Raw genomic sequence first — 14,003 nt, 5'->3', positions numbered from 1 at the left:
AATAATGCTTATAGATGGTTTAAAATTTACTGAAATCCCAAGTGGCAATAAAAGCGTTGTTACATTTCAACGTAAGGTGTTTGAAAACCTAAAGCCACTAATTGATAGTTTTGAAGTTGGTGTTATACATGAAATAAGTTTTGACGATGAAAACATCACACATAAAATGTACACAGAGCCTATGACGTTTTCTAAAAGCGATGATGGATATACAATCTCATTCATCTTATCTGATGTACCACAAAAAGACATTGATGCTAAAAACTTTAATGATGTGAAGCCATTAGTCAATGATTGCTTACAGACGGCAAGCGTTGAAGTTGTAAAGAAGTACATATCATTTCTGAATGTTTGGGCAGCTGGAACACGGTACAAAAAAGGGCAAAGGGTATCTTATAAAAACGTGCCGTATAGCGTTATATTAGACGTTACAGCAGAGGAAGCGAAAACGCCTGATGTATCAGAAAAACTGTACGAAAACATGCTGAAGAAAAAGCAAGAAATAAAGCCTTGGAATGAGAAAACAACCTATTCAAAAGGTGACTTAGTTATCGCGCGTGGAATTGTATTTATATCCAACATCAATAATAACAAGGGCAATGAGCCAGGCTTTGGCTCAACTTGGGATTATTACAAAGAAAAATAAATGTTGCTATTAAGCGAATGCCGGAAACAGTGTTCGCTTTTTAGATAGAAAGAAAGAGTACAAAGAAAAATGAGAATTTATAACGTACCTGATGTTAGCGAACATCAACCAAATTTTGACTTCACACCATATGCCGGCGGATATGCAATTCTGCGCGCTGGCGTGGCAAGTCGAGAAGACTATTCATTCCGCAGACACGTCGCGGAGTGTCAAAGATTAGGAATTACAATCGGCGTGTACTTCTATTCCTATGCATTAAATACAGCACAGGCAATCGAAGAAGCACAGCGCTTCTTATCCATCATTGATGGCGTTGATATTGGGCTTGGTGTATGGCTAGACATGGAAGATGCTGACTATTACAAAGTAAATAGCGGGGTTGCTATCACGCATGACAATATTGCTCCAATGTCACGTGCATTCTGCGACGTAATTGCTTCTGCTGGATACTACACCGGAATTTATACATCGCTATCTTGGCTTGGATACCTTGCACCTGAATGTGATCCATATGATAAGTGGGTAGCGGCTTGGGGAAACAATGATGGAAGTCATACGGTAGACACTTCCGCATACGGAACAATCCAACAGTACACTTCTAATTATGGAACACTAGACGAAAATGTTATCTTCGTTGATCCATCAATCTATCGTACTGGTGCAACAGCAGATAGACCGGATAACTATGCTCCGGCACCATCTGTTATTGCTCCTGAAGCACCGGACGTATATATCGTACAATCTGGTGATACACTGTCCGGAATTGCGGCGAGATACGGTACGACTTGGCAGGAACTTGCGGCAATCAATCGTTTAAATGATCCTAATATGATTTTCCCAGGACAACAGATTGTAATTAGAGGTTCTGCTAATGCAAGTAATTTCGGCGGTGGTGAAGAGTATTACACGATCCAACCAGGCGACAATCTATCATCAATTGCGGCGAGATACGGTACAACGTGGCAGTGGTTAGCGGAGGTGAATGGTATTAGTGAACCTAATCTGATTTATCCTGGCAACACAATTCGTGTCAGATAGGCGGTGGCTTCATGCAAGAAGGAATCAATCCTGTATACATTAGTCTTCTGATTTCGCTCGTTGGGCTCGTAGCAACAATATGGAGCGTAAACGCATCAATCCATAAAGGTAGTAAAGATCAGGCAGCCGAGCTTGGAAAAATGAATGCAAACATTGCCTTTGTGAAAGAGGGGATAACAGATTTAAAAGCAACTACCAGAGACGTGAGCAATCGTGTCATGTCTCTGGAAAATCGTTTAGCACAGACAGAAACATCGGTAACATTTCTAAGCGATAGAATTAGACAAATTGAAGAAAGAAGGGATAATAAATGAAAGACAAACAATATTGGGTAAAATGGGGAAAGGCAGCATGCAGACGTGCTCTGAAAACAGCAGCACAGACATTTGTCGCAACGATTGGAACAACAGCAACAATCGGAGCGGTTGATTGGAAACTAGTATGTTCTACATCTGCGCTAGCTGCAATTTTATCAATTGGTACTTCTCTAGCTGGTCTACCAGAAGTAGAACCTAACGATGCTACTGAAGAAGATTTGAAGTAATTTGAAAGCCTACTCTCATTGCGAGGGTAGGCTATTTTTATATGCTTGCATGCGTAATTTTGTGGTCAACTTTTTGGTCAACTTTTTTAAAAAAACGTGGTATGTCGATGCACGAATATGCAGTAAAATAGCAGTATTAACATAGCCTGTCGCATCAAAAAACATCCTCAATCTTTTCCCTGTTCCTGCGCCATAGATATTTTAAAAAACTCGCTTAAATAGCGGGTTTTATTATGTAGTGGTCAATAATTGGTCAACTATTGAAATAGAATAAATACAGAGTAGGGAATACTCTGTATTTAAATTTGTTATTTATTGTTGTTTTGCTCGCCTTGGTTAGGGAGAGTTTGTTGGTTGTTATTTTGGGATTGTGCTGTATCTAATGTGCCTGTAAGAGTAACTGTCACTTGAATCTGGTTACCACCTCTATCAATTGTTAAATCAATTGTATCACCAGGTTTCTTTGTCTTTAGAATTGTGGATAAATCTGGATAGCTTGAAACTTCCTTGCCATCTGCACCTACAATCTTATCATAAGCCTTTAAGCCAGCAGCTTGTGCACCACTACCATCGATAACATTTGTAACATATACACCTGGAGTGTAGTTACCTTGTTGAGTTGTAAGAGTCTGTAAGTAAACACCCAATGTTGCACGGTCTGTAACTTTACCATTCTTAATTAACTGTTCTGCAACCTCCATTGCGTCATTTACTGGGATTGCAAAGCCGATACCTTCGATTGTTGCACCAGATGAAGATTTACCAGAGTCTTTAGATTGTACGATACCAATCAAATTACCGTTACCATCAAATAATCCACCACCTGAGTTACCAGAGTTGATTGTAGCATTTGTTTGGATAAGCTTCATAGATTCGTTGTTAACAACAAGTTCACGAGATGTTGCGGAAATGATACCATCTGTAACAGTTCCACCAAGTGTACCTAATGGGTTACCAATTGCGATGGCCGTATCACCTACAGAAATCTTGGATGAATCACCAAGTGTAGCAGGTGTTAGGTCATTTGCGTCAACCTTTAATACTGCAATATCACTCTTCGCATCTGTACCAACAAGTTTTGCGTCATACTCTGTTCCATCACTAGTCTTGACTGTAATCTTTTGGGCACCGTCAATTACGTGGTTGTTTGTAACGATATAACCATCTTTACTGATGATGACACCAGAACCAGCAGCGTTTGTTGTGTATGTTCCACCGAACATGCCGTATGATTGTTGTGTGATTTCTGTTTGAATTTCTACTGTAGAAGGGGCTGCTTTTGCGGCAGCTTCTGCAACTGTTAAACCGGAGCCATCTTTTTCGTTAGAAACGGAAGTTGTTTTACTGCTACCGGATTCTGTTGTTTGATAAACCACTGTTTTACCAGTATTTCCAATTTGTGCTGAATATAGCCAAGCACCACCAAATCCACACAGTACTGCGAGTGCACCTTTACCGACAGTCGCAATGACTTTTGAACCGAATATATTCTGCTTTTTGGTTGGTGTTGTTATAACAGTATGGTTAACTGTTTCTACTTTTGCTTGTTCGCTAGATTCTTTAGCATCTACATTAGCTGCTTGTTGAGTGGCTTCTGTATGTTGTTCTTCAACAGTTTCTGTTTTGTTTTCAACTGTTTCAGATTGATTTGATTCATTAATTTCGTTGTTTGTTTCATTTAAGTTATCTGACATATTTCAATCCTCCTTGTTACTACGTCTATTATCTTAGAGCACAAATGTGAAGAGAGTGTGAATGATAATCGAATTTCATGTGCAATTTCATAGAATATATACAAATAAAAAGGATAGATTCCGTAGAATTCTAGCAATTTTAGAATTTAATTATCGACTCTTACGCAGTGTCATACCAAAGACACCACCAATAATGCCACCGATAATGTGAGTTAACTGTGATACGTTATCGATATTGAATACACCTTCGTAAATCTGGGTTCCGATATATAGTACAGCAACGATAATGAATGTAAGTGGGATACCTTCTTTAGAACCTGTTACTGCTGATAATAGAATGAAGGCAAATACAACGCCACTAGCGCCCAATAACATTGTGTTTGGAGCGATGATGATATGTGCGATGCCTGTTACAAGAGCGACCACCAAGATGATAACAAGTAAACGGTTGCTACCATATTTCTCTTCTAGCATTGGACCGACCAGTAAGAATAACAACATGTTATTCATGTAGTGTGATAGGTCAGCGTGTCCTAATACGTGTGTGAATAAACGTAGATAGAATAGGGGATTGAGTAATGAGCCTCCATATACAGAGAATATGAGATAGTTTGTAGTACCGTTTGTTATAGTGTTGAGTCCTAATGCGATTAAGCTAATTAGGGCAAACGATAAGATGACGGGTGAATTCCAAGTTATTTTTTTCATATATGACTCCTTAAAATCTTCTCTATTATAATACGTTATAGTTTGATTTCATCTTGAGATAAATGATAGTTTTCCAAAAATGGATTTACTAGTCTTATCCACTCTAAAGGTAAATAGATAGAAAGATATCCATGATTACAACCCTTTGCTTCATACAGAGTGCAATTTGGATGCATCTGTTTAAAGTGCTTTGCGGATTCCTTCACACAACGCATTTCTTTTTCACCATAAATATATAAAACCTCGGCATTGCTTTTGGAGATAGAGCGTTTTAGTGTATATTCTCCCATATATGTTTGGTAGATAGTTACCAGTGTTTTAATAGGGAGCCTTGGCATATCTTCCATATAATAGTTATCAAGTACTTCTGGAAATGCCATGTTAGGATATATTTTTTTCATCAAGCTTAACTGCATCTTGCATATGGATTTGTTAAGCATGAGTTTGCCAAATACTTTTATAACTCCTACACAAATTTTAGCTAATTTAGGTTGAGGAATACAGATACTTCCATCGATAATCGCTTTTTGGGCAATATTACGATCTAGTGATAATAATTCGATAACGATTTGACCACCCAAAGATACGCCACCTAGTGCAAATACCTTTCCGCCACAATTACTTTTTATGTACTCTAAAATCTTTTGTGCGGAAGCTTCAGTTGAAATATATTCTTTTTGGTATTCTTCACCATGTCCATCAAGCGTTGGTAAAATAACGTGATATTTTTCAGATAACACTTGTGCTTGTCGAAGATAATTCCACCATGAATTACCACCACCGTGTATTAATATAATATGTGGTAAACATTTATCACCAAATTCATGAAAGATCATAGTTCAATTCCTCTATCACTTCTGATTTACTGCAATGGATATGTATAATATTTAAATATTTGATTTTCTGTTTGTCAAATCTCACTGCGCATCATTCTTTCTTTGAATATGATGTAATCTAGTGAATGATAGCGAAAAAAAGGGTATAATTACTAAGAATGTAAAGGAGTACATCATGTCAGATAAGAAAGCAAAAATCCAGCAGGGAACGATTGCCCCTGTTACGAATCCAGAAGTAAAGAAAGCAATCAATGATTTAAAACTCGGAAGTACCCCTGAAAGACAAGAAGCATTATCAAATGCATTAAAGAAAGCGAGATTACTAGCACCTTGTAATTTTGATGTAGAACTAAAGCCAGATCATAATGGTGTTTTACCAACTGTAAATCCTTCACAGATTAAGTTCTTCCTCATTAATACAAATGATGGGAAAGCTTTCTTCCCTGCATTTACGGATGTTGAAGAATCCACAAAATTTAAGGTGGCTGGTGAGAAGGATGATACACCAAAGAATATCGTAAGAACAATTCAAGAATACGATGCGTTATTATCCGATCCAAACACAAAGATTCAAGGTGTTATCATCAACCCAGGAACAGATAATATCGTTATTCCTAAGCCACTTATTGCAATCCTTGCAGGTAGAGAAAGACCAAAGCCTGTACAGCCAACAGCACCGATGAATGTGACATATTCTGAACCAAATGTTTATCCAACACGTTTGGTAAATGCTGTATATGACTATTGTGAAACAAATAATGCGATTAGCAGAGTTTGGTTAAAGGCAAAACTCTATGGTCCAGCGATGGCATTCTTCTTGGTTGTGGAAGCTGAAAAGCCAGAACAGGATATCTTAACAAAGATTCATGATGCGGCTGTGCCACATGCAAAGGATTTACCGGTAGAAGTTGTATTCATCAACGATGAACTACGTAAGAATGTTATCAAAGAGGCGGTTGCGATGTATGATCGTAACATCAGTTTCTAATGGATATTAAAATATTAACAGCAGCAGAACTCGATGAAGCGATAAGTCTTGCGAAAGAAGTGATTCTTTCTGAGACAGATGTTTCATGGAGTAAAGAAGCTGCGAAGAGTATTAGTGAATTTATGGCAGAGCGCCTGAAACAATTCACAGTTTATGGCTTATACGAAGAAAGATTAGAAAGCATCCTGGCTTATGATCCAGAAAAGATGCATATCATTCTGTTACTAACAAAACAGGACTCGCGTAAGAAGGGATATGCAACTGCACTGCTAAATCATTTGAAAGAAGAGGCAGATAAGAATCGTCTTTCAAAAATTACCGCTAACGTTGTGGATTCAGCAGCAGACTTCTATCATCACTATGGATTTGAGGATGCTGGAACATCTACAGAAGCCGGTGGAATGAACTACACGCCGATGGAATATCTTGTGGGTAGAGAATGGTTGGGTAAAACTGTAACAGTTATTATCGATCACACATACGGAAGCTTCCATCCACATATCGCTGATTTAACATATCCAGTAAATACAGGCTATGTTGAAGAACTATTCCAAAAGAGCGGAGAGTTCCAAGATGCTTATGTCATTGGCCCAAAAGAGCCTTTAGATACATTCAAGGGAGTTGTAAGTGGTATTATCTACCATAAAGATGACCATCGTTCTTATTTCATCGTCACTCGTGTTACAGAAAAAATAGATAAAAACGAAATCATTCAAGATGTTGGTTTTGAACAACAGTTCTATGAAACAAGAATCCTATGGAAATAACAAAACAACAGTTTGCAAAACATCTTCTGATTGAAGTTGTAGGGTTGATTCTTGTAGCGATAGGTGCTGCTGGAATTATGAAGGTCGCATTAGGGACAGGTGCTTATGATGCTTTAGCACTTAGTATCAGTTCAATCACCGCTATTGAAGTAGGGACAGTTGGATTAATTGGTAACTGCATCTGTATTGCTATACAAATACTAATGTTACGAAAGAAATATCGTCTGATGTTTCTGTTACAGATTCCAGTATCGTTACTAATGGGGGGTACAATTAACTATTTCTATTACATCGTATTTGCAGGAATGAATTCAGATTTCTATATTGTGCGCTTAGTTTTATTAATGGTATTTATCGTCATCTGTACTTTTGGAGATGCGATGATGACTGCAAGTGGGATGATAGGACTTGCAGTTGAAAGTACATGTGTACTTTTCGCAAAGAAATTTCAAATGGAGTTCGGCAAAGTAAGACAGCTAGCGGATGTAGTCTTTATCATATTGTTATTTATTTGTTGGTTTTTCTTCCATGCATTATTTCCAATACGAGAAGGAACAATCATCCTAGCATTTACATTTGGACCGTTACTAGGATACTTTACAAAGAAACTCCAGCCACGTATTCATAAATGGGTATATCAAACAACGAACTAACTCAGCCAAAATTGGTTGGGTTTTTCTTTTTGCACCTATTGACGAAAATACACTAACTGTATATATACAGTTAGGTTGGAGGTTGATAATTATGAAACTAATTATTGACAACAGGAGTGGACAACCGATTTACGACCAGATTTATAATCAATTACGAGATCAAATCATTAATGGTACCTTAGCAGAAGATGAAAGTTTACCATCTATTCGCACACTTGCTAAAGATCTACGTATCAGTGTCATTACCACAAAACGTTCATATGAAGAACTGGAGCGAGAAGGTTATATCTATACGATTCCAGGCAAAGGAAGTTTTGTGGCAGGAAAGAATGTCCAACTCATTCAAGAACAAAATCTTCGCATCATTGAAGAACATCTAGCAGAAATTAAAAAGCTATCCACTTCTTGTAATCTAACACAAGAGGAAGTAACCAAAATGATGAAAGTCATTTGGGATGAAAATGAATAATTGGGGGAAAATTTTTATGAATGCAATTGAAGTAAAAGATATTACGAAAAAGTATGATAACTTTCGCTTGAATCATGTATCTTTACAGATTCCAGAAGGATCGATCTATGGTTTGATTGGTGAAAATGGTGCAGGTAAAACAACACTTATCAACTGTATCCTAGGACTTGTACAACCAAACTATGGAGATGTTGAAGTATTAGGTAGTAATAATTTTATCAATGAAGTAGAACTCAAAGATCAGCTAGGTTTTGTAATCAATGATATGGGTATTCCTAATATCCTAACAGTAGATAAAATTGAAGAAGTCTTTAGTAAAATCTATAAACATTGGAATCATGAACAATTTGTAAAACTATTGAAACAGTTTGAAATTGATATAGATGAAAAGTACGAAACACTATCGTTAGGTAACAAAATGCGGATCGCAATTGCGATTGCGTTAAGTCACAACGCAAAACTCTTAGTATTAGATGAACCAATGAATGCATTAGATCCTGCGATTCGTGCAGAAGTCGTAGACCTTCTCATTGAATATACACGTCAAGAAGATCATACAATTCTTATTTCTTCCCACATCGTTACAGATCTTGAAAAGATGTGTGATTACATTGGATTCATGCATGCAGGTGAACTAATAATTAATGATGAAAAAGATAACATCCTATCTAGCTACGGAATATTGAACTTGGCACCAGAAGAAATTACAACTATTCCTGAAGGCGCAATTGTCGCAAAGAAAGAAACACCATACCAGGTAAAGATTCTAATTGATCGTAAACACGCTTCAAATCTAGAAGGTCTACAGCCAGCTACGTTAGAAGAAATTTTCGTTGGTATCGTAAAAGGTATTATTTAAAAATCATATAATATTAGAAAGGAATTTCTAAGCATATGAAAGCACTGTTGATAGCTGAGTATGAAAGACTTGTTAAAAATAAGAGATACATAGCATATATCATATATCTATTACTTTGTGTTATTAATGGGGTTTACGCGAGTAAAAGTTTGAATCCTCAGGATAAATTCCCATATTTGATATGCATATTTTTGTTTATTTCTGATTTTGGAAAAGGAAATTTGATCAATTCACAGAATATTAGATTATTACCAGTTAAACCACAATCCTATGTGAGACTTTTATTCCTGGAAGTAGGAATATATAATCTTATTATTATTCTAGGTTGGTTTATCTATTGCACAGTTCTTGGAAGATTAATTTTTCCAGATTTGATAGAGACTGGTTTTTTAATCTTTTTAGAAAGTTTGTTCATTCCGGCCGTATTACCGAAGAAAAAGATGACCCAACCTTATTTTGAGCATACGTTAATGGTAGGACTTCTTACGTGCTTTTATTATGGAGTTATCCTAACTCAAACAACACTGGATAAGAATATCGGTTTTCTGTTCTTTATTGCTATCTTATTTGTAATGACATACTTTTCTTCCATTCGTATTCTCAAAGAAAAAGATGATTTTTAACGAAGTGAACTCATCAATTGTAAAGGGATGTTAAGAATATGAAAGCACTATTAATAGCTGAGTATGAAAGGTTTATTAAAAGAAAGAAATATTTAACGCCTATCCTATATTTGGTGTTATGCATTATGGGCGCTCTTAGGGCTCGGACAGACGCCGTATATATTCAAACATTTCCTAGTTTCCTCTATTTTACATTTTTTGCGCAAGACTTTGTTGATGGAAACTTAGTAAATGCAGATATTATGCGCTTACTGCCTGTTAAGCCACAATCACGTGTAAATATTCTGTTTTTTGAAACAGGGATTTATAATCTTGTGCTGGTTCTAGGTTGGGTTATATATTGTGTAATCTTAGGGAGAATAATTACTCCAAGTCTAGTCCCAATTGGAATTATTCTCGTACTTGAAAGTATCGTAACACCTGCTATATTACCAAAGCAAAAATTGAAACAAAGTTATTTTGAACATATTGGAATGGTAGTAATTCTTGTGTGTTTCTATTGGGGTATTATTACTCAAACAACATTAGATAAAGGAATTTGCTTTCTATTCTTTGCGAGTTTATTGATTGTATTGACATATTTTTCTTCGATTCGAATATTAAAAACCAAAAATAATTTTTAACAAAGTAGAATAATCTATTTTAGGAAGGAATTTCTAAGAGTATGAAAGCACTGTTAATATTAGAATTTGAGATGTTCATAAAAAAGAAACAATATATTTTCCCGATTGCATACTTAATATTTTCGATTGCTTATGTGTTATATATGATGAAAGTTAGATTCTCACATGATGTCTTTTATATGATTTTCTTTACAAGTCAACTCATTAACGCTTTTGCAAGATGCGAACAGCCAATGAAAGGTAATGCCATTAAATTATTTCCAATTAGAGCAAAAACAAGGGTAAATACACTATTTGTAGAAATTCTAATACTTAATTTCATCATTCTACTTGGATTTTTAATTAATTATTTTTCATTTCATGAAATAAATAATATGTGGTTTGTATTAAATATTATAGTGTTAAATGAGGCTATTGTAATTCCGGCCATTTTGCCAGTCGAGATATGGCATCGGAATTATTTCCAACATTTGGGCATTTTGCTAGTTGTGATTGGTGTTGCTGCACTTGTTTATACAAAAACAAATATTCATCCTATCATTCAGTTTTTGGGTTATGCATCTATTCTCTATGCACTAGCTTATATTTCATCCATTCGTATCTTAACTAATAAAGATTGGTAGAAGGGGGGTCTTTATGCAAGGTATATATGCATTGTATCGACATCGCTTATTTAACTTCTATAATGTTGCAGTGAATTGTGTAATAATATTTTTCTATCTTTCTCTCATGCGTATACCTAGTAGTATTGTTAGAGAATACATTGGAACAATATTCTTCTTCATATTCCAGGTACAAATTATCAGTGTTTTGATTGATGAGAATTGGAATCCAATTCTTCAAATATTACCAGTTCGAAAGAGTGATTACTTTGTTGCGTACGTGAGAGTTATGTTAATACAATTCCTTATATATTTAGCTTGTACGATATGGTTTGATACGATGATTACAAAACTGTTCTTATTATTTGTTGTTACACCAGTAGCTTGTTTATATTACTGCTTGCGTAATTTTAAAAATATGACGGTAGTAAAATCAAATAATATGTATATTAGATATATTGGATTCGTCATATTTACAGTATTGTTTGTATGGATTAGAAATCAGCTTGAATTGAGTAAATCTGTAATCGTATATGGAAATTTAATTTGTTTTGGAATTATTGTCATTCTTATGCTTGCATGTATGTATGAAATTCGAAAAGGGGAATCGATATGAAGAAATTATCATTTTATCAGGCGTATATTTTAATTGGATTGATAGGTTTTGCAATTGGTGTTCCGTGCTTGTATTACTTTCTTGGAGCAGAGCGTAGTTATAGTATCTTGATAGATTTATTTCCATACGGAACAGGATATGTAGCTGGATTATTGTATCAAATGCAGTTAGATTTAAAGAATATTTCACTTTATCCACTTTCTATTAAGGAGAAGATATTACCACGCATCAAGCGTATCCTATTGGCATTGCTTGGTAGTAATATACTGTATTCATTATTTTCTAACTTTCTTCATCGTTTTAATCCTATTGACTTAGAAAACCTTTTAGTATCATTGTTGATATTATTTGTGTTAGAAGAAACATTTTTATATCAAATTGAAAATTATAAACTATCATTGGTTTTGGGTATCTTATTCTCTGCGGTTGTCATTGGCTTAAGAGTAGTGATACCTGACATATTACAGCTTTTAATTATTTCTCTATTTATAACTGTTTTCTGTATCTTCTGGATGTATCATCAAAGTACCAGAAGAAAATCATGAGTGAAAGCTCCGCAAGGAGCTTTTTCTTTCTGAATGAAGTAATTACAAGTATAATATTGAGTAGATAAAGGGGGTTTCTATGGATTTATTTGGGTATGCAAGCGAAGAGACAAAGAAAAATGAAGAGCCTTTAGCGGCACGTATGAGACCTTCTACGTTAGAGGAAGTTGTTGGGCAGGAACATATCATTGGCAAGGATAAATTGTTATATCGTGCAATCAAAGCGGATAAGCTTGGTTCTTTGATATTCTATGGCCCTCCAGGAACTGGTAAGACTACACTCGCACAAGTGATTGCGAATAGTACCTCTGCTGATTTTCAACAAGTCAATGCAACGATTGCGGGTAAGAAAGATCTTGAACAGGTAATTAAACATGCGATGGATTTGATGTCGATGTATCAGAAGAAAACAATTTTATTTATCGATGAGATTCATCGATTTAATAAAGGACAACAGGATTATCTACTACCATATGTTGAAGATGGCACTATTATCTTGATTGGTGCGACTACAGAGAATCCGTACTTCGAGGTTAATCAAGCGTTGATTTCGCGTTCTCGTATATTCCAGTTAAAGTCATTAACGAAAGAGAATATTGTGACTCTTTTAAAGCGTGCTGCTGAAGACGCAATCAAGGGCATTGGTAAAGACAATGTCATATTAGAGGATGAAGCTGCAGAGTTTTTAGCTGAAATCTGTGATGGGGATGCACGTGCCGCGTTGAATGCGCTAGAACTTGCAGATCTTACAACGGACCATAGTGATGATGGCTATATTCACATTACCTTGTCAGTTGTGGAGGAATGTATTCAAAAGAGGGCAATCCGTTATGATAAGGATGGTGATAACCATTATGATACGATTTCTGCGTTTATTAAATCGATGCGTGGTTCTGACCCGGATGCGACGCTATACTACCTTGCACGCATGTTGACGGCGGGAGAGGATGTTCGTTTTATCTCTCGGAGAATTATGATTGCGGCTGCGGAGGAATGTGGTAATGCAGATCCTAGAGCGTTACAAATTGCAGTCGATGCGGCGTTAGCGGTTGAACGAGTTGGAATGCCAGAAGGAGCCATCATACTTGCAAATGCGGCTACATATGTTGCTAATGCGCCAAAGTCTAATGCATCATCTAATGGTATTTTTATGGCAATGGATCTAGTTGAAAAAACAGGTAATCTTCCGATTCCATCTTATCTTAAGGATGCTCATTACGCAGGTTCAGAGAAGTTAGGTAATGGTGCTGGCTATCAATATGCGCATGATTATCCAAATCACTATGTGAAACAGCAGTATCTACCAGATGCGATCAAGAATGAAAGACTATATCACTTCTCTGATGTAGCTTATGAAGCTAAACTCCAACAGTACTTTAATTCAATTGGTAAGACAGATTATCAAAAGGAGAAAAAATAATGCAGGGGAAATACAAAGTGATTACGCTTTGCGGTAGTACACGCTTTAAGGATGAATTTATGAAAGCGCAAAAAGACTTGACGCTTGCTGGAAATATTGTAATTAGCGTTGGATTATTCGGACATAGTGGTGATAACGAAGTCTGGGAGAACATGGATGAAGGCACTCTAACGAAGACAAAAGAGATGTTGGATAATATGCATAAACGTAAAATTGATATGGCTGATGAAATTTTTGTTATCAATGTTGATGGCTATATCGGTTCTAGTACAAAGTCGGAAATTGAGTACGCAAAGGCAAGTGGAAAAGTAGTTCGTTTTCTTGAAACAATGGAATAAAATATCTGAGTGCTAAATATTAGCACTCTTTATT

Annotated in this window: 19 protein-coding genes; 16 read left to right on the top strand and 3 right to left on the bottom strand. The window is 36.0% G+C overall.

What is annotated here, in order from left to right; translation table 11 throughout:
* Window positions 1–4 precede the first annotated feature (4 nt).
* From RGT18_RS09485 to RGT18_RS09470, 4 genes are all read left to right on the top strand, one after another.
* On the top strand, window positions 5–646 hold the full coding sequence (locus RGT18_RS09485) for a carbohydrate-binding protein (protein WP_028078493.1): 642 nt from the start codon (window positions 5–7) through the stop codon (window positions 644–646).
* 69 nt (window positions 647–715) lie between these two features.
* Window positions 716–1,684: a LysM peptidoglycan-binding domain-containing protein gene (locus RGT18_RS09480; RefSeq protein WP_338175974.1), complete on the top strand. Its 969-nt coding sequence runs from the start codon at window positions 716–718 to the stop codon at window positions 1,682–1,684.
* An 11-nt stretch (window positions 1,685–1,695) separates the two neighbouring features.
* Window positions 1,696–1,998: a hypothetical protein gene (locus RGT18_RS09475; RefSeq protein WP_028078261.1), complete on the top strand. Its 303-nt coding sequence runs from the start codon at window positions 1,696–1,698 to the stop codon at window positions 1,996–1,998.
* Window positions 1,995–2,228 (top strand): holin, encoded by a 234-nt coding sequence (locus RGT18_RS09470; protein ID WP_028078262.1) that lies wholly within the window; start codon window positions 1,995–1,997, stop codon window positions 2,226–2,228. Before RGT18_RS09475 ends, RGT18_RS09470 begins: the two co-directional genes overlap by 4 nt.
* A 308-nt stretch (window positions 2,229–2,536) precedes the next feature.
* Here RGT18_RS09470 and RGT18_RS09465 read toward each other — a convergent pair whose 3' ends face one another.
* The 3 genes from RGT18_RS09465 to RGT18_RS09455 all read right to left on the bottom strand — a co-directional run bounded on the left by RGT18_RS09465 (window position 2,537) and on the right by RGT18_RS09455 (window position 5,466).
* Window positions 2,537–3,922 carry a S1C family serine protease gene (locus RGT18_RS09465; RefSeq protein WP_037404009.1) on the bottom strand — a complete coding sequence of 462 codons (1,386 nt, stop codon included), beginning with the start codon at window positions 3,920–3,922 and terminating at the stop codon, window positions 2,537–2,539.
* A 150-nt stretch (window positions 3,923–4,072) separates the two neighbouring features.
* Window positions 4,073–4,630 carry a rhomboid family intramembrane serine protease gene (locus RGT18_RS09460; protein ID WP_028078304.1) on the bottom strand — a complete coding sequence of 186 codons (558 nt, stop codon included), beginning with the start codon at window positions 4,628–4,630 and terminating at the stop codon, window positions 4,073–4,075.
* A gap of 35 nt (window positions 4,631–4,665) precedes the next feature.
* On the bottom strand, window positions 4,666–5,466 hold the full coding sequence (locus tag RGT18_RS09455; RefSeq protein WP_028078305.1) for an alpha/beta fold hydrolase: 801 nt from the start codon (window positions 5,464–5,466) through the stop codon (window positions 4,666–4,668).
* 175 nt (window positions 5,467–5,641) lie between these two features.
* Between RGT18_RS09455 and RGT18_RS09450 the strand changes: the two genes are divergently transcribed.
* From RGT18_RS09450 to RGT18_RS09395, 12 genes are all read left to right on the top strand, one after another.
* Window positions 5,642–6,454, top strand: a complete 813-nt coding sequence (locus RGT18_RS09450; RefSeq protein WP_028078306.1) for an enhanced serine sensitivity protein SseB C-terminal domain-containing protein — start codon at window positions 5,642–5,644, stop codon at window positions 6,452–6,454.
* Window positions 6,454–7,221, top strand: a complete 768-nt coding sequence (locus RGT18_RS09445) for a GNAT family N-acetyltransferase (protein WP_028078307.1) — start codon at window positions 6,454–6,456, stop codon at window positions 7,219–7,221. Before RGT18_RS09450 ends, RGT18_RS09445 begins: the two co-directional genes overlap by 1 nt.
* Window positions 7,212–7,874 (top strand): YczE/YyaS/YitT family protein, encoded by a 663-nt coding sequence (locus RGT18_RS09440; RefSeq protein ID WP_028078308.1) that lies wholly within the window; start codon window positions 7,212–7,214, stop codon window positions 7,872–7,874. The genes RGT18_RS09445 and RGT18_RS09440 overlap by 10 nt, the downstream gene beginning before the upstream one ends.
* 91 nt (window positions 7,875–7,965) lie before the next feature.
* Complete coding sequence (locus RGT18_RS09435) at window positions 7,966–8,343, top strand: GntR family transcriptional regulator (RefSeq protein ID WP_028078309.1); 378 nt, start codon at window positions 7,966–7,968, stop codon at window positions 8,341–8,343.
* Between the two features lie 16 nt (window positions 8,344–8,359).
* Window positions 8,360–9,202, top strand: coding sequence for an ABC transporter ATP-binding protein (locus RGT18_RS09430; protein WP_028078310.1), 843 nt, complete (start codon window positions 8,360–8,362; stop codon window positions 9,200–9,202).
* Between the two features lie 35 nt (window positions 9,203–9,237).
* The gene (locus tag RGT18_RS09425; protein ID WP_028078311.1) at window positions 9,238–9,825 is read left to right on the top strand and encodes a hypothetical protein; all 588 of its coding nucleotides are present in this window, start codon (window positions 9,238–9,240) and stop codon (window positions 9,823–9,825) included.
* Between the two features lie 38 nt (window positions 9,826–9,863).
* Window positions 9,864–10,448, top strand: coding sequence for a hypothetical protein (locus RGT18_RS09420; protein WP_028078312.1), 585 nt, complete (start codon window positions 9,864–9,866; stop codon window positions 10,446–10,448).
* Between the two features lie 41 nt (window positions 10,449–10,489).
* Window positions 10,490–11,071 carry a hypothetical protein gene (locus RGT18_RS09415; RefSeq protein ID WP_028078313.1) on the top strand — a complete coding sequence of 194 codons (582 nt, stop codon included), beginning with the start codon at window positions 10,490–10,492 and terminating at the stop codon, window positions 11,069–11,071.
* 13 nt (window positions 11,072–11,084) lie between these two features.
* Window positions 11,085–11,666, top strand: a complete 582-nt coding sequence (locus RGT18_RS09410; RefSeq protein ID WP_028078314.1) for a hypothetical protein — start codon at window positions 11,085–11,087, stop codon at window positions 11,664–11,666.
* Window positions 11,663–12,211: a hypothetical protein gene (locus RGT18_RS09405; protein WP_028078315.1), complete on the top strand. Its 549-nt coding sequence runs from the start codon at window positions 11,663–11,665 to the stop codon at window positions 12,209–12,211. Before RGT18_RS09410 ends, RGT18_RS09405 begins: the two co-directional genes overlap by 4 nt.
* A gap of 79 nt (window positions 12,212–12,290) precedes the next feature.
* Entirely contained in the window at window positions 12,291–13,631 is a 1,341-nt protein-coding gene (locus tag RGT18_RS09400) for a replication-associated recombination protein A (protein ID WP_037404013.1), read from the top strand.
* Complete coding sequence (locus RGT18_RS09395) at window positions 13,631–13,969, top strand: hypothetical protein (RefSeq protein WP_028078316.1); 339 nt, start codon at window positions 13,631–13,633, stop codon at window positions 13,967–13,969. Before RGT18_RS09400 ends, RGT18_RS09395 begins: the two co-directional genes overlap by 1 nt.
* Window positions 13,970–14,003: the final 34 nt, after the last annotated feature.

It is taken from the genome of Solobacterium moorei (assembly GCF_036323475.1).
Taxonomy (GTDB): Bacteria; Bacillota_I; Bacilli_A; order Erysipelotrichales; family Erysipelotrichaceae; genus Bulleidia; species Bulleidia moorei.
The sequence above is the reverse complement of the archived record's forward strand: the minus strand, read 5'-3'. Positions and strand labels throughout refer to the sequence as shown.

Bases quoted from the DNA above. Each gene is read 5' to 3' on its own strand.
- RGT18_RS09485 (WP_028078493.1), top strand. From the start codon at position 5: ATGCTTATAGATGGTTTAAAATTTACTGAAATCCCAAGTGGCAATAAA.
- RGT18_RS09480 (WP_338175974.1), top strand. From the start codon at position 716: ATGAGAATTTATAACGTACCTGATGTTAGCGAACATCAACCAAATTTT.
- RGT18_RS09475 (WP_028078261.1), top strand. From the start codon at position 1,696: ATGCAAGAAGGAATCAATCCTGTATACATTAGTCTTCTGATTTCGCTC.
- RGT18_RS09470 (WP_028078262.1), top strand. From the start codon at position 1,995: ATGAAAGACAAACAATATTGGGTAAAATGGGGAAAGGCAGCATGCAGA.
- RGT18_RS09465 (WP_037404009.1), bottom strand. From the start codon at position 3,922: ATGTCAGATAACTTAAATGAAACAAACAACGAAATTAATGAATCAAAT.
- RGT18_RS09460 (WP_028078304.1), bottom strand. From the start codon at position 4,630: ATGAAAAAAATAACTTGGAATTCACCCGTCATCTTATCGTTTGCCCTA.
- RGT18_RS09455 (WP_028078305.1), bottom strand. From the start codon at position 5,466: ATGATCTTTCATGAATTTGGTGATAAATGTTTACCACATATTATATTA.
- RGT18_RS09450 (WP_028078306.1), top strand. From the start codon at position 5,642: ATGTCAGATAAGAAAGCAAAAATCCAGCAGGGAACGATTGCCCCTGTT.
- RGT18_RS09445 (WP_028078307.1), top strand. From the start codon at position 6,454: ATGGATATTAAAATATTAACAGCAGCAGAACTCGATGAAGCGATAAGT.
- RGT18_RS09440 (WP_028078308.1), top strand. From the start codon at position 7,212: ATGGAAATAACAAAACAACAGTTTGCAAAACATCTTCTGATTGAAGTT.
- RGT18_RS09435 (WP_028078309.1), top strand. From the start codon at position 7,966: ATGAAACTAATTATTGACAACAGGAGTGGACAACCGATTTACGACCAG.
- RGT18_RS09430 (WP_028078310.1), top strand. From the start codon at position 8,360: ATGAATGCAATTGAAGTAAAAGATATTACGAAAAAGTATGATAACTTT.
- RGT18_RS09425 (WP_028078311.1), top strand. From the start codon at position 9,238: ATGAAAGCACTGTTGATAGCTGAGTATGAAAGACTTGTTAAAAATAAG.
- RGT18_RS09420 (WP_028078312.1), top strand. From the start codon at position 9,864: ATGAAAGCACTATTAATAGCTGAGTATGAAAGGTTTATTAAAAGAAAG.
- RGT18_RS09415 (WP_028078313.1), top strand. From the start codon at position 10,490: ATGAAAGCACTGTTAATATTAGAATTTGAGATGTTCATAAAAAAGAAA.
- RGT18_RS09410 (WP_028078314.1), top strand. From the start codon at position 11,085: ATGCAAGGTATATATGCATTGTATCGACATCGCTTATTTAACTTCTAT.
- RGT18_RS09405 (WP_028078315.1), top strand. From the start codon at position 11,663: ATGAAGAAATTATCATTTTATCAGGCGTATATTTTAATTGGATTGATA.
- RGT18_RS09400 (WP_037404013.1), top strand. From the start codon at position 12,291: ATGGATTTATTTGGGTATGCAAGCGAAGAGACAAAGAAAAATGAAGAG.
- RGT18_RS09395 (WP_028078316.1), top strand. From the start codon at position 13,631: ATGCAGGGGAAATACAAAGTGATTACGCTTTGCGGTAGTACACGCTTT.